Annotated in this window: 14 protein-coding genes and 1 pseudogene; 2 read left to right on the forward strand and 13 right to left on the reverse strand. The window is 60.7% G+C overall.

Going from position 1 to position 17,302, the window contains the following annotated elements; genetic code table 11:
- Positions 1 to 57: 57 nt before the first annotated feature.
- Positions 58 to 528, reverse strand: a complete 471-nt coding sequence (locus F8N44_RS03840) for a MarR family winged helix-turn-helix transcriptional regulator (RefSeq protein ID WP_150649373.1) — start codon at positions 526 to 528, stop codon at positions 58 to 60.
- A 284-nt stretch (positions 529 to 812) separates the two neighbouring features.
- On the opposite strand from F8N44_RS03840, the gene F8N44_RS03845 reads away from it, so the two are divergent.
- Complete coding sequence (locus F8N44_RS03845; RefSeq protein ID WP_150649374.1) at positions 813 to 1,766, forward strand: PDR/VanB family oxidoreductase; 954 nt, start codon at positions 813 to 815, stop codon at positions 1,764 to 1,766.
- 36 nt (positions 1,767 to 1,802) lie between these two features.
- Complete coding sequence (locus F8N44_RS03850) at positions 1,803 to 2,876, forward strand: aromatic ring-hydroxylating dioxygenase subunit alpha (RefSeq protein WP_150649375.1); 1,074 nt, start codon at positions 1,803 to 1,805, stop codon at positions 2,874 to 2,876.
- Between the two features lie 59 nt (positions 2,877 to 2,935).
- On the opposite strand, the pseudogene F8N44_RS03855 reads toward F8N44_RS03850, so the two are convergent.
- The 12 genes and pseudogenes from F8N44_RS03855 to F8N44_RS03910 all read right to left on the reverse strand — a co-directional run bounded on the left by F8N44_RS03855 (position 2,936) and on the right by F8N44_RS03910 (position 17,289).
- A pseudogene (locus F8N44_RS03855) lies at positions 2,936 to 4,224 on the reverse strand (sulfatase-like hydrolase/transferase).
- 38 nt (positions 4,225 to 4,262) lie between these two features.
- Entirely contained in the window at positions 4,263 to 5,057 is a 795-nt protein-coding gene (locus F8N44_RS03860; RefSeq protein ID WP_150649376.1) for a cyclase family protein, read from the reverse strand.
- A complete protein-coding gene (locus F8N44_RS03865) occupies positions 5,035 to 6,036 on the reverse strand; it encodes an NAD-dependent epimerase/dehydratase family protein (protein ID WP_150649377.1) in 1,002 nt (333 codons plus the stop codon). The genes F8N44_RS03860 and F8N44_RS03865 overlap by 23 nt, the downstream gene beginning before the upstream one ends.
- 9 nt (positions 6,037 to 6,045) lie before the next feature.
- Entirely contained in the window at positions 6,046 to 7,029 is a 984-nt protein-coding gene (locus tag F8N44_RS03870) for a fumarylacetoacetate hydrolase family protein (RefSeq protein ID WP_150649378.1), read from the reverse strand.
- On the reverse strand, positions 7,026 to 7,607 hold the full coding sequence (locus F8N44_RS03875; protein ID WP_150649379.1) for a cupin domain-containing protein: 582 nt from the start codon (positions 7,605 to 7,607) through the stop codon (positions 7,026 to 7,028). Before F8N44_RS03875 ends, F8N44_RS03870 begins: the two co-directional genes overlap by 4 nt.
- Before the next feature lie 13 nt (positions 7,608 to 7,620).
- Positions 7,621 to 8,868 (reverse strand): MFS transporter, encoded by a 1,248-nt coding sequence (locus F8N44_RS03880; protein ID WP_150649380.1) that lies wholly within the window; start codon positions 8,866 to 8,868, stop codon positions 7,621 to 7,623.
- Positions 8,858 to 11,332: an efflux RND transporter permease subunit gene (locus F8N44_RS03885; RefSeq protein ID WP_150649381.1), complete on the reverse strand. Its 2,475-nt coding sequence runs from the start codon at positions 11,330 to 11,332 to the stop codon at positions 8,858 to 8,860. Before F8N44_RS03885 ends, F8N44_RS03880 begins: the two co-directional genes overlap by 11 nt.
- A gap of 4 nt (positions 11,333 to 11,336) precedes the next feature.
- The gene (locus tag F8N44_RS03890; RefSeq protein WP_150649382.1) at positions 11,337 to 12,440 is read right to left on the reverse strand and encodes a WD40/YVTN/BNR-like repeat-containing protein; all 1,104 of its coding nucleotides are present in this window, start codon (positions 12,438 to 12,440) and stop codon (positions 11,337 to 11,339) included.
- 59 nt (positions 12,441 to 12,499) lie between these two features.
- Positions 12,500 to 13,888 (reverse strand): DUF1329 domain-containing protein, encoded by a 1,389-nt coding sequence (locus F8N44_RS03895; protein WP_150649383.1) that lies wholly within the window; start codon positions 13,886 to 13,888, stop codon positions 12,500 to 12,502.
- A gap of 12 nt (positions 13,889 to 13,900) precedes the next feature.
- Positions 13,901 to 15,598 (reverse strand): DUF1302 domain-containing protein, encoded by a 1,698-nt coding sequence (locus tag F8N44_RS03900; RefSeq protein ID WP_150649384.1) that lies wholly within the window; start codon positions 15,596 to 15,598, stop codon positions 13,901 to 13,903.
- 57 nt (positions 15,599 to 15,655) lie between these two features.
- Complete coding sequence (locus tag F8N44_RS03905) at positions 15,656 to 16,792, reverse strand: FAD-dependent oxidoreductase (RefSeq protein ID WP_150649385.1); 1,137 nt, start codon at positions 16,790 to 16,792, stop codon at positions 15,656 to 15,658.
- 134 nt (positions 16,793 to 16,926) lie between these two features.
- Entirely contained in the window at positions 16,927 to 17,289 is a 363-nt protein-coding gene (locus tag F8N44_RS03910) for a Rieske (2Fe-2S) protein (RefSeq protein WP_150649386.1), read from the reverse strand.
- Positions 17,290 to 17,302 lie beyond the last annotated feature (13 nt).

Raw genomic sequence — 17,302 nt, forward strand, 5'->3', positions numbered from 1 at the left:
GCCAACTCGCGTCGGGCAGCAGCCCCCAACGCCGATTTCACGCTAGTCTGCCGCGACTCACTCCTCACTCGGGTCGTAACTGTTCACATTAGGCACTTGCAGATGCAGGCGCCCAAGCAAGTCAATCAACGTGTCGACCTCAGCCGGGGTCAATCCGCTGAGCAGTCGCGCTTCTCGCTCAAGTGCAACTTTGAGCACGCGGTCATGCAGTTCTTTGCCGCTGGCCGTCAATCGCACGGTGTAACGCCGCGCATCCTTGGGATCCAGCTGACTGGTGATCCGCCCCGCTGCTTCCAGTGTCTGCAATGAACGACTGACAGCGCTCTTGTCGAGACCGATCGCCTGGCAGATTCGATTGGCGGTGATGTCGGATTCAACGGCGAGCATCGACAGCATCCGCCATTCAACCACGCCGATTCCGAAGTGTTTGCGGTAGCACTGGGAAGCCCCGGTGGCGAGTTTGTTCGCCAGGAATGTCACCAGGCCAGGTACATAACGCGACAGGTTCAGTTTTGTATCGGTAGCCATCGAGAAAACACCGTAGATCGAAGATCCTGCAATTTGGTTGACACCGCAACTAAATTATCTGAGGATTCACTCAGCCTGTCATTGCGGACGATGCGCCGCATGATACGCCGTAGCACAACCTCAAAAAAATAATTAACAGGTCTTGCTTATGAACGCTCCCCACCCGTGCCCTTTCTTGGCGCCCATGATTACCCACCCTTTCTACTTCTTCTTGCCTGGCTGATTCGTCACCCGCAAGCCCCCCTTTCGTTTTCAGCAGCCACTTCAATGTGGAGGGAGAAGTCATGCTTCAAGTCAACGTCACCCGCAAGGTCGTCGAGGCCGAGGGTATTTGCAGTTTTGAGCTGTGCGCAGCAGACGGCCGGCCGTTACCACCGTTCAATGCCGGTGCTCACATCGACATCCACATTGCCGGCGGCCTCACCCGGCAATACTCGCTGTGCAATGACTCAAAAGAACATCATCGCTACGTAATCAGTGTGCTGAAGGATCCCGCCTCCCGCGGTGGTTCCACTGCGATGCACGACACCATCAGCCAAGGCCAGACACTCAGCATCAGCGCCCCCCGCAACCTCTTTCCACTCGCTGATTCAGCCAAGCGCCACCTGCTGTTTGGCGGCGGTATTGGCATTACGCCGATGCTGGCAATGGCCCATGAGCTTAATCATCAAGGCGCGGATTTCGAGCTGCATTACAGCTTTCGATCCAGCGAACGCGCCGCGTTTATCCGATTGCTCGAGCAAGCGCCGTTCGCCAACCACGTGCACTTGCATGACGACAGCGGATCGCCCGAACAGAAGCTCGATGCAACCGCCCTCCTCGCCGCGCCAGACACCGCGACTCACCTCTACGTATGTGGCCCGGCCGGCTTCATGAATTTCATCCTCGACACCGCGCAGGCCGCTGGCTGGCCCGAAGATCGTGTGCACAGAGAGTTCTTCGCCGCCGCACCTGTCGATGCAAGCGCTGATTTGCCCTTCGAAGTTCAGCTGGCGAGCACAGGGCAGATTTTTTACATCCCCGCCGATCGCACTGTTTTCGAAGTGCTCGATGAGGCCGGGATCGCCATCGAGTCATCGTGCGAGCAAGGCATCTGCGGCACCTGTGTCACGGGTTTGCTCGAAGGCATTGGCGATCACCGTGACCAGTTCATGACGGCTGCAGAACACGCTGCCAATGACCGTTTCACCCCGTGCTGCTCACGTGCCAAATCGCCCCGACTGGTATTGGATCTTTGACCTGAACCGAGCCTCGACCGCTCGCCGGAGAACATCATGACTACCGCTGCCCACCTCCTCGCCCATGAAATTGCCCCGGCCACTGCGCCGAGCTTCCCCCTCAATCAATGGTATGTCGCGGCCTTGAGCCGCGAGCTGAAAGACCAGCCCCTTGGCCGCACGTTACTGAATAAACCCGTGGTGCTTTTCCGCACGGCAGATAACCAGGTCGCCGCGCTTGAAGACCGCTGCTGCCATCGCGCACTGCCGCTGTCCGGCGGCACGGTGGAAGCACGCGGATTGCGCTGCGGTTACCACGGTCTGCTATTTGATGAAGGCGGTAAATGCATTGAAATTCCCGGCCAGGACAAGATCCCGAGCAAAGCCAAAGTGCCTGCCTACCCTGTCCGGGAGCAGGATCAGATCATCTGGATCTGGTTCGGCAGCGCCGAGCATCCCGAGCCGACATTCGCACCACCGGTCTACGACGTGCACAGCAGCGGTAAATACCTGTTCGACGGTGATGTCTATCACTACGACGCGCCCTATCAACTCATCCACGACAACCTCATGGATCTCAGTCACCTGGGCTATGTTCATCTGCACACCATTGGCGGCAACGCCAGCATTCATATGAACGCGAAGATGAACGTCGATGGTGATGACTCAATGGTTCGCGTGGTTCGCCACATGCCCGATTCCGTTCCGCCGCCGACCTACACTGCGGCCTACCCGTTCAAAGGCAACATCGACCGCTGGCAGGAGATCGAATTTCACTTCAATCACCTGCGCATCTGGACCGGCGCGATAGACGCGGGCACGGACGATTTGAACAACCCGGATCGAGGTGGGTTTCATATGCGCGGCTTTCACGGCGTAACGCCGGAAACAGACACTTCAAGCCACTACTTTTGGACCATGGCTACAAACCCTGAACATGATCCCGAGGCCGTCACAGCCAAAGTTCTGCATCAGACGCGATTGACGTTCGACGAAGACAAAGTGGTGATCGAAGCGCAGTACCAGAACATGTGCCGGTTCGGTACGCGCCCGATGATTGATATTCATGTCGATGTCGGAGCCAATCGTGCCCGCAGAATCATCGAGCGACTGCGCAATCCGACGGTTTGATGGCCGCAAAACAGTGGCGGCGGTAAACGCCGTCCACTGTGTGCAAAGCCTCTGCCGTGCTAGCGCGGCGGAAATGCTACGCCGACCCGCTCGGCATACTTGAGCCATGCGACTTTGAGCCGTTCGACCGTCTGCGGTTGAGCGGCCGCCAGGTCATGGGTTTCACCACGGTCCTGCGCAACATCAAACAACTGCCATTGCGGCGGCTGCGCATGGTCGCCGAACCCCGTTTGCGGGCGCATGCCCAACAATTTGAGATTGCCCTCACGATAATAAGCATTACCGAACAACTCTCCGGCCAGACTTTCAGCGTCGTGAGGGCTGCTCTTGCCTTCGAGCATGGGCAGGATGGATCGGCCGGTAATCGGGTGTTTGTCCGCTTCGCTCGGCAAGGCGATGCCCGCCAAATCAAGGAACGTCGGCGCCAGATCATCCACCCGCGCCACGCCCCTTTCTACGCCCTGACGACGCAGTGTCTTGGGCAGTTGAATGATCGCCGGCACACTGATTCCGCCTTCGGCCGTGGTGCCCTTGAACAAGTGAAAAGGCGCCGCACTGACTTCCGCCCAGCGCAATCCATAGTCGATCTGCGAGCCGCGCTGGCCCAGATTGGCCAGGCTGTTATCGGTGTTCACGCCGGGCGGATAGAACTGCGCATGGTTTTCCGCCGCCGCGCCGTTGTCGGACATGAACACGATCATCGTGTTGTCGTACTGGCCGCTTTGGCGCAGGTAGTCGATAACCCGGCCAATGTTGTGATCGAGGTTGTCGACCATTGCCGCGTAGATTTCCATTTTCCGCGCTTCGACTTTCTGCTGCTCAGCCGTAAGTTGCTGCCAACCGGGCAGCCGTGGGTTAACGGGCAACGGTTGCGCTGGCTGAAAGTCTTTGTCCACCAGGCCGAGCTTTTTCAGCCGATCAATGCGCGATGAGCGCACGGTGTCGTAGCCTTGATCGAAACGGCCGCGGTATTTGTCCAGGTTTCGGCAACCGAATAGGCCCGGCTATTCAGGTACCCCTCATACCCCGGTTTACCCTGTTGAAACGGTTGCAATGCTTCGGCCATGGAGCCCAGTCCGACCAAGTGATTGTCAGTGCCGGACAGCAACATCGATCGAGTGATGGAACAGGTCGGCGCCGCGTACATGCTGGTGAATTGCACGCCCTGTTGAGCCAGTTCATCCAGCCTGGGGGTGTGAATCTCGCCGCCATAACTGCCCAGATCCGAGTAGCCGAGATCGTCCGCCACAATCAGCAGAATATTCGGTTGGCTGGCCGACATGGCCACGCCGCCGCCCATTGCCAGGGCGCAAAAAAGTGCCGTCAGCGGTAATCGCGATAGAGCCATCGTTTTTCTCTTATTGTTGTTGAAGGAGTGTCCGGAACTCACTCTTCGAAAATAGCCACCGCACGCACAAAACCTGCTGACGCATGACGGATCTTGTAAGGAAAACACGACACCGTGAAGCCGATCGCTGGCAGGGATTCGAGGTTGGCCAGTTTTTCCATTTGCCCGTAGCCGATATCGCGCCCGGCCTTGTGCCCTTCCCAGATGATCGAGGCATCGCCGCTGGCGGCAAAACGCTCACGGGTGTATTTGAACGGCGCGTCCCAGCTCCAGGCATCCGTGCCGACCACGCGCACGCCGCGTTCCAGCAAGTACATCGTCGCTTCGCGCCCCATGCCGATGCCGGCATCGAGATAACCCGGCTGGCCAAACAGTGCCCCGGCGCGGGTGTTGACCAGCACGATATCGAGCGGTTGCAACGTGTGCTCGATACGCGCCAGTTCCGCTTCGACCTCTTCAGCCGTCACCACGTGACCGTCGGGCAAATGGCGAAAATCCAGTTTGACCCCCGGCTGCAAGCACCAGTCCAGCGGCAACTCATCAATGCCAAACGCCGGCTCGCCGCCATCAGTGGTCGAGGCGTAATGCCACGGGGCGTCCATGTGGGTGCCACTGTGGGTGGTGATCTGCAAACGCTCGGCGGCCCACGATTCATTGCCGGGCATCTGTTCAAGCTGCAACCCCGGGAACATCGCGGCCATTTCCGGCCAGCCTTGCTGGTGGTCCATGTAATCGATTTTCGGCAACAGCGGCGGCGGGTCTGTATACGGGTTGTTATCGAGGGTCACCGAAAGGTCGACCAGACGACGTTTACGCTGGATGGGCTGTGACATGAGGCGTATCTCCGTTCAACGGCAGAGGCCGATAAGGGACTGGATTGAGGGCGTTGCGAATAAGTGTGGCGACGTTGCCGTCATGGCTGAAGCCAGCAGCGCGGGCCTGCGGGGTTTTCAGGGGCGGCATGCGCCCGAACAGGGTTTCGAGGTCAAGGTCAGCGGCGAAACTGATCAACGCACGGCGTTGCTCGCCGTAAGTTACCGCCAGTGCATCGATGACCTGGGCGATGGACAAATGCAGCACCGGCAGTTGCCAGACCCGCTGTTGCGCGGCGGCGTCATCCAGCTCGGCGGCGTGGATCAGGTTGTTCACGCAACAGCGCGCCGACATCCACCACGCCGTCGCTTGCGGCGACACCGGGCAGCAATAGTCTGCGCCCTCGGCAAAAGCACGCATCAAGTCGCTCATGAAGGCCGAGCGCAAACCGTTGGGTTCACGCGGGCGCGCGACAATCCCCGGCAGGCGCACCGCGCGTCCATCGACTTCAGCGCGCCGACCCAGATCGATCAGCGCACGCTCGACCATCATCTTGTGTGTGCCGTACGACAATTGCGGGTGCAGTTCAGTCTGCTCGTTCATCTTCGCCGGCAGATCAGCGCCATACACCGCAACGCTGCTGGCATACACCAGCACCGGTGGACGTGCCTTGTTGCGCAGTTGATCGAGCAGTTCGAGGCTGGCCAGCAGGTTGACCTGATAACCCGATTCGTAATGCGCCTCCGCCGCTCCGCCGGGAATGCTGACCAGGTGAAACACCACATCAATGCCATCGGCCAAGACACGGCGCATCAACGCCGCATCCGTCACGCTGCCGCTGTGCCGACGCAGGCGCGGATCGTCTGGCAGGCCTTGGACGTCGGTGTCCAGTACCAGCAACGAACGAATGACTTGCCCGCGCAAACTGCCGCGCGCGAGCAGACAACGCAGCAGTTCGCGACCGACAAAGCCATTGGCTCCGGTAATCAGTACACGCATGGGCGTTCCTTAGCCGTGGGCTTTGACGACGCGTTGATCGATCGCACCAAACAGTGACTGACCATCGCTGCCGGTGACGTCCATGCGCACGCGATCGCCGAAACGCATAAAGCCTGTCACCGGTGCGCCCTGCTCGATCATCTCAATGGCCCGACGTTCGGCGATGCACGCCGAGCCGACGTTGCGCTCGGCGTTCGACACCGTGCCGGAACCGATCAGCGTGCCGGCGCGCAGGCGACGGGTCAGGGCCCCGTGAGCGATCAGTTGGCCAAAATGAAAGTTCATCTGTGCGCCGTGCGGCTGGCCAAACCACTCGCCGTTCCAGTGCACTTGCAGGGGCAGATTGACGCGACCGTCTCGCCAGGCTTCGCCGAGTTCATCCGGGGTAATCGCCAACGGGGCAAAACTGGAGGACGGTTTGGCTTGCAGAAATCCAAAACCGGTGCGCATTTCACGCGGAGCCAGTGCCCGCAGGCTGACATCGTTGATCTGCAGGATCAGTTTGATGTGCTGCAACGCGCTCTCGGCCGAACAGCCCATCGGCACATCATCGACCAGCACGACAAATTCGCCTTCGAAATCGATGCCCTGGCTTTCGCTCGGCAGTTCGATGTCATCGTGTGCGCCGATGAAGTCATCACCGGCGCCCTGATACATCAACGGCGTGCGGTCAGCGCCTTCGATCGGCTCGAGATTGAACGCTTTCTGCATCAATGCGCCGTGACTGAGAAACGCCGAACCGTCGCACCATTGATAAGCACGCGGCAACGGTGCCATCGCCTGCGCGGGGTCGAAGGCAAAGGCCTCGCGGCAATCGTGGTTTTCAAGCTCACGCGCCAGGGCCTGCAAACGCGGCTCGGCTTCAGCCCAGTTTTCGATGGCTTGTTGCAAGGTCGGCGCTACCGAACGGGCGTCCAGCGCCCGGGCCATGTCACGCGAAACCACCACCAATTGGCCGTCACGGTTGCCGTTCTTTAGGGTTGCGAGCTTCATGATTTTTCTCCCGGGCGGTTTTGCAGTTCAGCGGCGAAACGCCCGTCCAGCAGGATAAAGACAATGCGTGCCATGGCCTCGGTGCGGTTGCTCCACGCGTGATTGGTGCCGCGTTGAACCACCACGTCGCCGCGTTTGAGGTGGACTTCTGTCTCGTCGAGCACCAGCCAGACTTCGCCTTCGGTGACGATGCCGTAATCGAGAGTTTCGGTGCGATGCATCAGTTTGTGCCGCGAGTTCGCCTGAGCGGTGCCGGCATGCGCCTGGCCAATCTCGGCAAATGCGGCCGCAGCAGCGGCATCACTGACCTGGTTCTGCACGCTGTCTGGCGGAATGTCGACGACACGAATCACACTGCCCAGCGGGCCGGGGCTCAGTTGTAAAGGTTTGCTGGTTGGATCATCGGCATTGTCGAGCAGTGCCGGACTGCCGCTGCTGTTCCATATTTCATGAAACACCGTGCCTGGCACCGCTTGCAGTGCGAAGACGTTGGCAGTTGCTCCGTGACTGGCGACGACGGCTCGGCCGTGGGCATCATGCCCGGTGACCACGCGTTTGAATGGGGGAAGCACTTGCATGGAAGATCCTCGTTCAATGGCCGTTGCCGATGGAGTCGTGACCGCCGACATGGCTGCGGATCAACAGACCACCGAGCCTCGGCACGGACAGACAAAACAGCGCCACGACCAGTTGCAGCCAACCGATCATGGTCAACGCTTGCGGCAACGCCGTGGAAGCCCCGGCGGTGATGGCGAGCACCACCAGCGGGCTGATGAACTCGCCGGCAAAAATCGCAGCGGTGAAGCACCCCGCCGCTCGCCCACGCTGAGCAAAACCGACTTGCGCCATGATCCAGGTGATCAACGTCGGCAACATCAGGCCGATGCCCAGACCGTTGACCAGGACCGCGACCACCACTTGCGCGTGGCTGCCGGCAGCGGCCATCAACAGGCCGCCGATGCCGGCCAGGCCATAGGCAATCAGCAACAGATGCTGGCTGCGCAAGCCGCTCAACAAACGGAAACTCAAGGCCCCGACAAGCACACCGAGTTGATTGGCACCCATGGTCATGCCGATCTGCTGCGGCGCATCCACGTGCAACAAGTTGAGCAAGTAGCCGGCCTGCACCGGCACGATGAACAGGCTCAGGCCCGCGAGCAGCGACAACGCATACAGGGGCGTCAGTGCGCGCCACGGAAACAGGCGCTGGACTGGCACCGACACCGTTGCTGCCGGTTGCACGCGGGGTTGCGGTTCCCAGAGTTTCCACGCCATCAGCGGCAGGAAGATCAGCCCGACTGCGTACAGGGCAAACGGCGTGCGCCAGTCGTCCTGGCCGAGAAAGCCACCCAAGGCGATAAACACCGCAGCAGAGAGCGACGTCGCGACCATTTGCAAGGCGAACAAGCGCTCACGTCGGGCGCCGCTGTAGTAGTCGCCCATCAGCGTGGTGCAGCAGGTCATGATCCCCGCCTCTGCCAGACCGATGCCGGCGCGGCTGGCGACAATCGCCGGCAGCGAATCCAGCCAAAGTGGAAGCACACCGCAGAGCGTGTACAGGGCCATGCTCGCCAACAACAGCGGTTTGCGCCCGAGCCGATCAGCGATGACCCCGGCAAACGGTGCCAGTAATGCAATCATCAATGCCGGCAACGTCAGCACGATCGGCACCAGCACCATGCTGCCTGCGACCTCGGCAAAATGGGCCTGCATGCGCGGTAACACCGGTGCGAGCAATACCGCGCCAAGCACCGGCAGACAGCTGCCGAGCAGCAACAGCAACGATTGCGCCAAACCGGCGCGGCGGCCGCTGTTTTCCAATGAAGACTCAACGGCCATAACAGGTCTCCCGATGACGCGATTGATGAACATCTAGCGCTACGGCTCGCGACGGCACGGCCAGATTGATGGCCTCCGCCGGCGTTTCTGCGTCAGTGTTCGTGCGCCGAGCAGGCAGCAGGAAGTACGCCAGCGCTGGCAATAGCAGGAGCGCGCCGACCATGTTCCAGACGAACATGAACGCCAGCAGCACGCCCATGTCGGCCTGGAATTTGATCGGCGAGAAGATCCACGTGGCCACGCCAATGGCGAGCGTGATGCCGGTGAGCATCACCACTTTGCCGGTGGACACCAGCGCGCGGTAATAGGCTTCTGACAGGCTTGCACCCTGGCGCAGATGACCGAGCAGGATGCTCATCACGTACAACGCATAGTCGACACCAATGCCGACACCCAACGCGATGACCGGCAACGTCGCGACTTTCACGCCGATGTTCAGCCAGACCATCAATGCTTCGCAGAGAATCGAGGTGACCATCAGCGGAATTACCGCGCACAGCGTGGCGCGCCACGAACGGAAGGTGATCAGGCACAGGACGATCACCGCCCCGTAAACCCAGAAGAGCATCTCGCGGTTGGCCTGCTTGACCACGATATTGGTCGCCGCTTCGATGCCGGCATTGCCCGCCGCCAGCAGGAACTGCACATCCTTATCGTTATTGGCAGCTGCGAATTGCTCAACGTGATCGACCAGCCGCGTCAGCGTTTCAGCCTTGTGGTCAGTGAGGTAGGCGTACAGCGTGAGCAGGCTGCAATCCTCGTTGTACAAGCCGCGTGGCGCACTGGCGGTGATCATGTTGAGCATCGCCTGATTGTTCTGCAGCTCGTACCACTTGGCGCTGCCTTCGCTGAGGCCGACCAGCATGCGCCGGTTGAGCAAGGCCAGCGAATTGATCGAATCCACCCCCGGCAGCGCACGCAGTTGCCAGTCCAGCGCATCGACTTTGGCGAGGATGTCGTAACGCGCACATTGTCCGGCCGGGGTCTTGACCATCACTGCGAACAAATCACTGCTGGCGCCGTAATGCCGGGTCAGAAACGCATCGTCCTGGTTGTAGCGTGAGTCGGCCCGCAGCTCCGGTGCGCCGGCATCCAGATCACCGATCTTCAATTGCAGGCTGACCACAAAGCCCAATGCTGCCAGCGCCAGGCTGATGGCAATGCACAGGCTGGCCCAGCGACGTCGGGTAAACAGATCGAGAAAACGCCAGAAGCCATGACGCCGCGCGCCGGCCTGATCGTTCTGCTCGCTCTTCAGACTCAATTGCGCCGCTCGTGGCGTTACGCCGACATAGGACAGCAACACCGGCAGCAGAATCAGATTGGTGAAAATCAGCACCGCCACACCGATACTGGCGATCACCGCCAGATCCTGAATCACCTGGATCTTGATCAGCATCAGCACGGCAAAACCCACTGCGTCGCAGAGCAATGCCGTCAGCCCGGCGAGAAACAGTCGGCGGAAGGTGAAGCGTGCGGCAACGACCCGGTGCATGCCGCGACCGATGTCCTGCATGATGCCGTTCATCTTCTGCGCGCCATGGCTCATGCCGATGGCGAACACCAGAAACGGCACCAGCACCGAATACGGATCCAGTTGATAGTCGAGCAACGGCAACAGACCCAGTTGCCAGACCACCGCCACCAGCGAACAGAACACCACGAGCAACGTGCTGCGCAGGCAGCGCGTGTACCAGAACAGCACGGCGGTGGTGATCAGGATCGCGACGGCGAAGAACAACAGGATCTGCTTGAGCCCGGCAATCAGGTCGCCGACCTTTTTCGCGAAACCGGTGATGTGAATGTCGATCCTGTCGTTCTGGTACTCGCTGCGCAACGCTTCCAGTTGCTCCGACAGCACCGAGTAATTCAGCGCTTGGCCGTCAGCGGTCGTCGCCAGTAACGGCACGTAAATGATGCTCGAGGTTTGATCGAACGCGACCAGTTGGCCGAGCTCGTTGGAGCGCTGCACGTTGCGGCGCAAGGCCTCGAGACTGGCCGGGGTGCCGGCGTAATCGTCCGGGATCACCGGGCCGCCATCCAGTCCGTCTTCAGTCACTGCGACCCAACGCGTTGCCGGCGTCCACAGCGACTTCATGTAGGCACGGTCGACGCCGGGCAGCAGGTACAGCTTGTCGCTCAAGGCCTGTAGGGTTTTCAGATACTCAGCGTCGTAGATATCGCCCTGGCGATTGGCGACGACGATGCGCAAGGAGTTGCCCAGACCGCTGAGCTGCTTTTGATGTTGCAGATAATTGGCGATGTAAGGTTGTTGCGTGGGAATCATCTTTTCGAAACTGGCGTTCAGCTCGACGCGCGTGGCCTGATAGCCCAGGAAAAGCGTGGTCACCAGGCACACCAGCAACACCCACAACCGGTGATTGAACAAAGTGCGTTCCACGACCGAGCCGGAGCGCGGGTCGAAACTCGCCAGGCTGGCCGTGGCGTTGTCGAATGGTTTCATAACCTCACTCCGAAGCTGTAGCAGTGGGCGACGCCAGGCGCGTCACCCCGGTGAAACCGGCCAGCACCAGGCTGCCATCGGCGGCCTGCACGACACTGGAAATCGGTTTGCCCAGCGGTTTGCCGAAAGGCTGCAGGGTTGGTGCGTCGCCCGTGGTGCGAAACATTGCGCCCGCCTGATTGACCAACAACAGCTGGCCGTCAGCGGTGCGGATCGCTTCACTGAAGGACACCGGCATCGGTACGGGCGCGGGCACGAAGCTGTTGCCGCCGTCGGTGGAAATGAACGCGTTGCCTTTCAGGCCTGCCGCCAGCAGCGTGCCGTCATCGCGTACTTGCAGGGCGAAAAAGCTGCCGCTGTACGGGCTGTCGAGCGCGACGAAGGATCGTCCGCCGTCCTCGGAACGCGCCACATAACCTTGCTCGCCAGCGATGAACCAACGCTCGCCTTGTTGCGCGATGGCATACAGATGCGCGCCCATCGGATTGTCGATATGGCCCATCAGCGACTGCCAGCTCACGCCGCCGTCCTCGGTGGTAAACGCGAGGCCGTAGGCGCCGACGATCAGGCCGTGACGCGCATCGGTGAACTTGAGACTCAGAAACGGTTTGTCCGCGCCTTCGCTGACCATCCGTTCGGCGGTTTGCACGCGTGCCGCCGCTGCATCGGGGTCAGTGGCTGTCGGCAGTTGCTCGCGTGCGGCGTGCAATTCCAGTTGCGCAGCGCGGTTGCCGTCAAGCTGCAACGCCCAGTTTTCGCCGCCGTCATGGGAGACCAGCACCGCACCGGCATGGCCGACCGCCCAGCCCGTGTTCGCATCGACAAATTGCACCGCCGTAAGGCTGACGGACACCGGCACCTGCGCCTGCCGCCAATTGATACCGTTGTCATCGGAGAGCAAGACGATGCCGCGTTCGCCGACCGCCACCAACCGCGCACCTGCCCGCGCCAGATCAAGCAGGACGGCTTGCCGGGCCTGCGGCGCGCGCATCGCCGGGGTGTGCAATACATCACCGACAACAGCAGCCTGAGCCTGGCTCACGGGTAATACACAAGACAGCGCCAGTAACGCTAACAACCGCCCGAGCACCTGACAGATTCTGTTCATACCGACCTCGAAACCACCTGTGAAACCGGATCGCCACACCTGTCGCGATCCGGCCCGATTCAACGAACCCCGGCACCCGCCATCGCCGCTGGCGAGAATTCAGATGCCTTGTAGCGATCGACCACACCGTATTGCTCAGGCAGACCGGTGTAGACGTTCTGGATAAACCAGGCGCCGGAGGTCAGGTCGTAGAAACCCGAAGACAGCTGCGCCTGCGCTGGCAGATCCGGCAGCACGGCCGGTAGCGACCACAAGGTTTTGGCGAGTTGGCCGTTGGCGTCCCAGCGATCACCGAGCATGGCTTGCCAGGTGTCTTCGTCGAGGTAGTAGCGGCCCTTCGGCAGTTGGTGACGCTTGCCCGGCGCGAGTTCGGCGTCTACCACCCACACGCGGTGCAACTCCCAGCGCACGTAATCGGGATTCATGTGATGGGCCAGAAACAGGTCTTCCGGTTTGCCGGCCGTCAGGACCTTGTTGGTGTTGTAGGGGATATACATTTCCTGCTTGCCGACCAGCTTCCAGTCGAAGCGATCGATGCGCCCCTGGAACACGCTCAACTCATCGAACGACATCACCCCGGCGGTGGCCGGCGTCGGTGTGTCGCAGCAGGCATTCGGCAACTTGCGCACGCGGCGCTGGCCGGTCAGATAGACGTGGGCCTGGGACTTGTCGCCGTTGATATTGGTGCGCCCCATGATTTGCTCACCGGCACGCAACGGCGGGCCGACGTTAAGCAGGCGGAACAGCCAGTAATCACCGGCGAAGCTTTCCGGCGTGCCGTCCTGGTAGTAATACGGCATGTCCTGGATCGCCTGGCCGTCGGTGGTCATCACCTGTTTGCCGTCTGCGGTCATCAGGTAATGGCGAAAGTGCATGGCCAGTGACGTGCCGCGCCAGTTGAGGATGTGGTTCCACATGGCTTCGGCGCCGTTATGCGGAATCGGGAATGGAATACCGCCAAACGCACCTTCGGGCACAGGTCCCGCGCTGCTGTCGACCAGCTTGGCGCGTGTCGCATTTTTCAGGGTGTTGTCATACACCCATTGCGGTGCGGCGGCGGTGCGACGGGTCGGATAGACATCGATGCGATAGGTGTCGGGAAAACGCTTGAACATTTCCTTCGTGCCATCGCTGAGCTTGGCGGCGTATTGCGCCAGGTTTTTCGAGGTGATGCTGAACAGCGGCTTGTCAGCCGCAAACGGATCGCTACGTTTGCCGCCCGGTTTGTACGCGGGGTCGACCTTGGTGTAACCGCCCTGCCAGGCCGGAATGCTGCCGTCGGCGTTGCCTGCGCGCTCGGCACCCATTGGCGTGAGACTGCTCGATAGTTTGGCCGCCTCTTCTGCGGTGGCCGCCGTTGCAACCTGACTCAGGACGGTCAGCGTTCCGAGCAAGGCAAAGCACAGGGCCGTAAGGCGTGGGAAGCGATTGTGGTGGTGAGAAGTCATGCGCAAGTCCTCTTAAAACGTGGTCTTGACGGAGAAGGCGAGGTAATCCCGATCCTTCAGCGATTGCTTGTAATTGAACTGGCTGAGGCCGTTGAGGTTGGTGTCCTCGGCGCCGTAGTAATGCGTGTAGGTCAGGCCGGCCGTGACGCGATCGAGGTAAGTGGCGGTGATGCCGATGTTGATGTCGCCACCGTTGTCCGGGCCGAACGAACTGACCACCGCTGATTTGCCCAGCGGGAAATAACTCACGCCAACGGGAATGCTGATATCGATGCCGGAGAAGAACTGGCGGTACGTCGGCGTGTAGACGACTTTGAAACCGAGGCCATCATCGGTGGCGTTCGGGTCCAGCGCGGCGCGATTTTTGGTGACGCTGAGCAAGCGGTTCCACGCCACTTCGCCGACCAGTCCGGACTCGCGGGCGAGGAAGTTGGGGCCAAACGATGCCAACACGTTCAAGTTGACGTGAGCGGTGCGACCCACGGCGTACAGCGCGTCATCATCGTTGTCGGCAATGACGCCGGGCAGCACGGTCTGACCGTTCGAAACCAGCGGCATGTTCCAGCGCATCGATGCTTCACCGGCGAAGCTGTACTCGTCCACGGTGGTGGAAAAACTCGCGCCCAGCGCGCGAATGTCTTCGGGGTAAACCCAGTAGTATTCGCCGATCTGTCCGGTGCTGAAGTTCGGCGCCGCCGTCGACGGTTTCAGATACAGCTTCGGCGTCTTGTCGTGATACTGGATGGCGTAGAGGCCGTACTCGACGGTCTCAGCGCTGTATTTCAGTTGCAGACCGCCCTGCCCCGAACTGCGCGCTTCCTTATCGTTACCGTGGAAAAACGCGGCGGGACTGGCCGGGTTGCCGCCGAGGAATGCCGGAAACGGTGCCCCGACGATCAAACGCTCATTGCCTTCGCCAATGGTGTCGCTGGTGGAGAAATAGCTGCCAGCGGCGGGCAGACGTGTTTCTTCCCATTCGAGTTGGTAGTAGGCACCAAGCGATACGTCGTCAGTCAGTTGGAACGTGCCAGACAGTTGATTGACCGGACGGGTGATTTCCTTGAACTGCGTGTTCGGCACCGACTGCGCCTTGACCACGTCAACCGGGGCCATGCCACCGGCAATGCCGTTGGCGCCGAAGAACAGGCTCTCGCCCCAGATCAGGCCATGACGGCCGGCGCGCACCGACGTTGCACGGTCGGCCAGTTCACCGTTCCAGTAGACGAACGCGTCGAGGATTTCGCCGTCACCACCGTGCAAATGACGGGTGTCATCGGTGAACTCGTCGTAGCCCACGGAACGTGCGTTGGCGCGGGACGGATCGTTATTGTCGTTGTTGCCCTGGTACTCGCTGTCGTACCACGCTGCAGCGCTCAAACGTGCGCCGAAGTCCTGAAACGATAGATCCAGCTCCGAGAGGATGTCGGTGCGATTGGAGATCAGGCCTTTTTTGAACGCGCGATCACCATCGTCCTGGTTGAGCGCCACCTGACCTTCGGTCAACTTGCTGCTCGGGTTCTGCGTGCGCCAGGCAGCGCTGTACTTGACCGTGTTGTCCCAGCGCAACTTGAAATCCGGGTTGCCAGTATCGATGTCGAAAGCCTGAGCGGCCTGGCTGCACAGCACCAGCAGCGCAGCGACGCTCAAACCAAAGGGTGCAGACGAGCAGACCGGGCGACGCGCGAGCGCCGCAGTCGTAGAACTAACCATCGCGTTAACCTCTTGTTTTTATAGTGGTAACTGCTGTGGATGCGTCGCAGGTGGGGCTTAGATCGGCTCGGCTGTACGCGCGAGCATTTGCTTGACCAGGCCAATGCGATCGAAGGCGCGGTCGTGCTGCATCTCCTTGTCGCCGGCCAGCACCGAGCTTTCGCTGATGTATTTGCAACGCTCGAAACGCCGCGCCATGAAGCGCTGCAGCTGCTGTTCGACGCTGGCAGTGGCCGACTGCTCGCGAGTGAGCTCTTCGCTGAGCACAATCGCGTCTTCGATGGCCATGCCGGCGCCTTGACCGAGGTGCGGCGTGGTCGCATGGGCCGCATCGCCGATCAGCAGGACGCGTCCGCGATGCCACGGCTCATCGACGAACACCACTTCCATCGGCTTGTAGACGACCTGGCTGTTGTCAGTGATTTGCTCGCGCAGCTCGCCGATCAGCCCGGTAAAGCCTTGCAGGCGCTGGCGCATCTGCGCGGCCAGATCGGCAGGTTCCATCCACGGATTGGACGGTTCGTGGGAGGTCAGAAACAGGTACATCAGGTTGCCCGCCAGCGGCACCAGCCCGGCGTTGCCGTCAGCGCTTTGATAGTTGGCCAGATGATCGATTTGTGGCGCGCGGGGAAAGTTGTAGCGCCACACCGACTGACCAGTGAAACGCGGGGTGTAGGCATCGCCGAAGACCAGGCTGCGCACTTTCGAGAACAGTCCGTCGGCACCGACCACCAGGTCGTAGTGGCCGCGATTGCCGTCGGTAAACAACACATCGACCTCTGTGCCGTTGTCGTCCAGCGCTTCCACACTCAGGCCCAAACGCACGTTGGCGCCGAGTTGCAGAGCGGTTTCGCTGAGGACTTTGTGCAAAGCCAAACGGGAAATCCCGACGTTGGCGGGGTACTGCGGACCGGCCAGTCGCTGACCCGGAATGCGCGCCAGTTGTTGCCCGCCCGGGCCGTAGATAGCGACGTCTTCGAAGGCATAAGCGGCATCGAGATAACCGTCGAGAACGCCCAGTTTGGCCATTTCGCGGACGACGTTGCTCTGCTGAATAATCCCGACGCCATAGACTGTCCATTCGGACTTGAGCTCGATCAGATCGACCTCGATACCTTTACGCCGCAAGGCGATGGCCGCACACAAGCCGCCGATACCACCGCCCACGATCAGAACGTTGTTCACTGCACTCATGGTGTTCTCTCTTTTTATTCTTGTGATCGATGCTGCGTCGGGCACGGCATCGTTGGATGAAGCTTCCCGGCAAAGCAGGGATTTGACTAATCGCGAGTAAGGATGCGATGTATCGCCGTACGCGATACCTCGATTTATCCCGGCTGCGGCAACTCTTCAGGCATTCGTAACAGCAGCCAGCCATCCTTCTCGCAGAACGGCAGCGCCTCCAGCCTCTGGCCCAGGCACGGGCCGTAGATGCACTCGCCCGTCGCCGGCAGAAATTGCGCGCCGTGGGCGTAGCAGACGATCAGTTGGCCATCGGCGGACAGGAAGCGGTCCTTGCGATACTCCAGGCGCACGTCCAGATGCGGACAACGGTTGCGATAGACCCGCACCTGATTGTCGTGACGCAGGGCAAACACGCTGTCGCGTCCCTGCGCCAACGGATCGAATCCGCGCGCCCGGCCCTCCTCCAGTTCGTCCAGCCGACACAATGGCCGCGCAATAGCGCTCATGATCAGCGCCGGC

This window comes from Pseudomonas fluorescens, from assembly GCF_902497745.1.
Classification (GTDB): domain Bacteria; phylum Pseudomonadota; class Gammaproteobacteria; order Pseudomonadales; family Pseudomonadaceae; genus Aquipseudomonas; species Aquipseudomonas fluorescens_BM.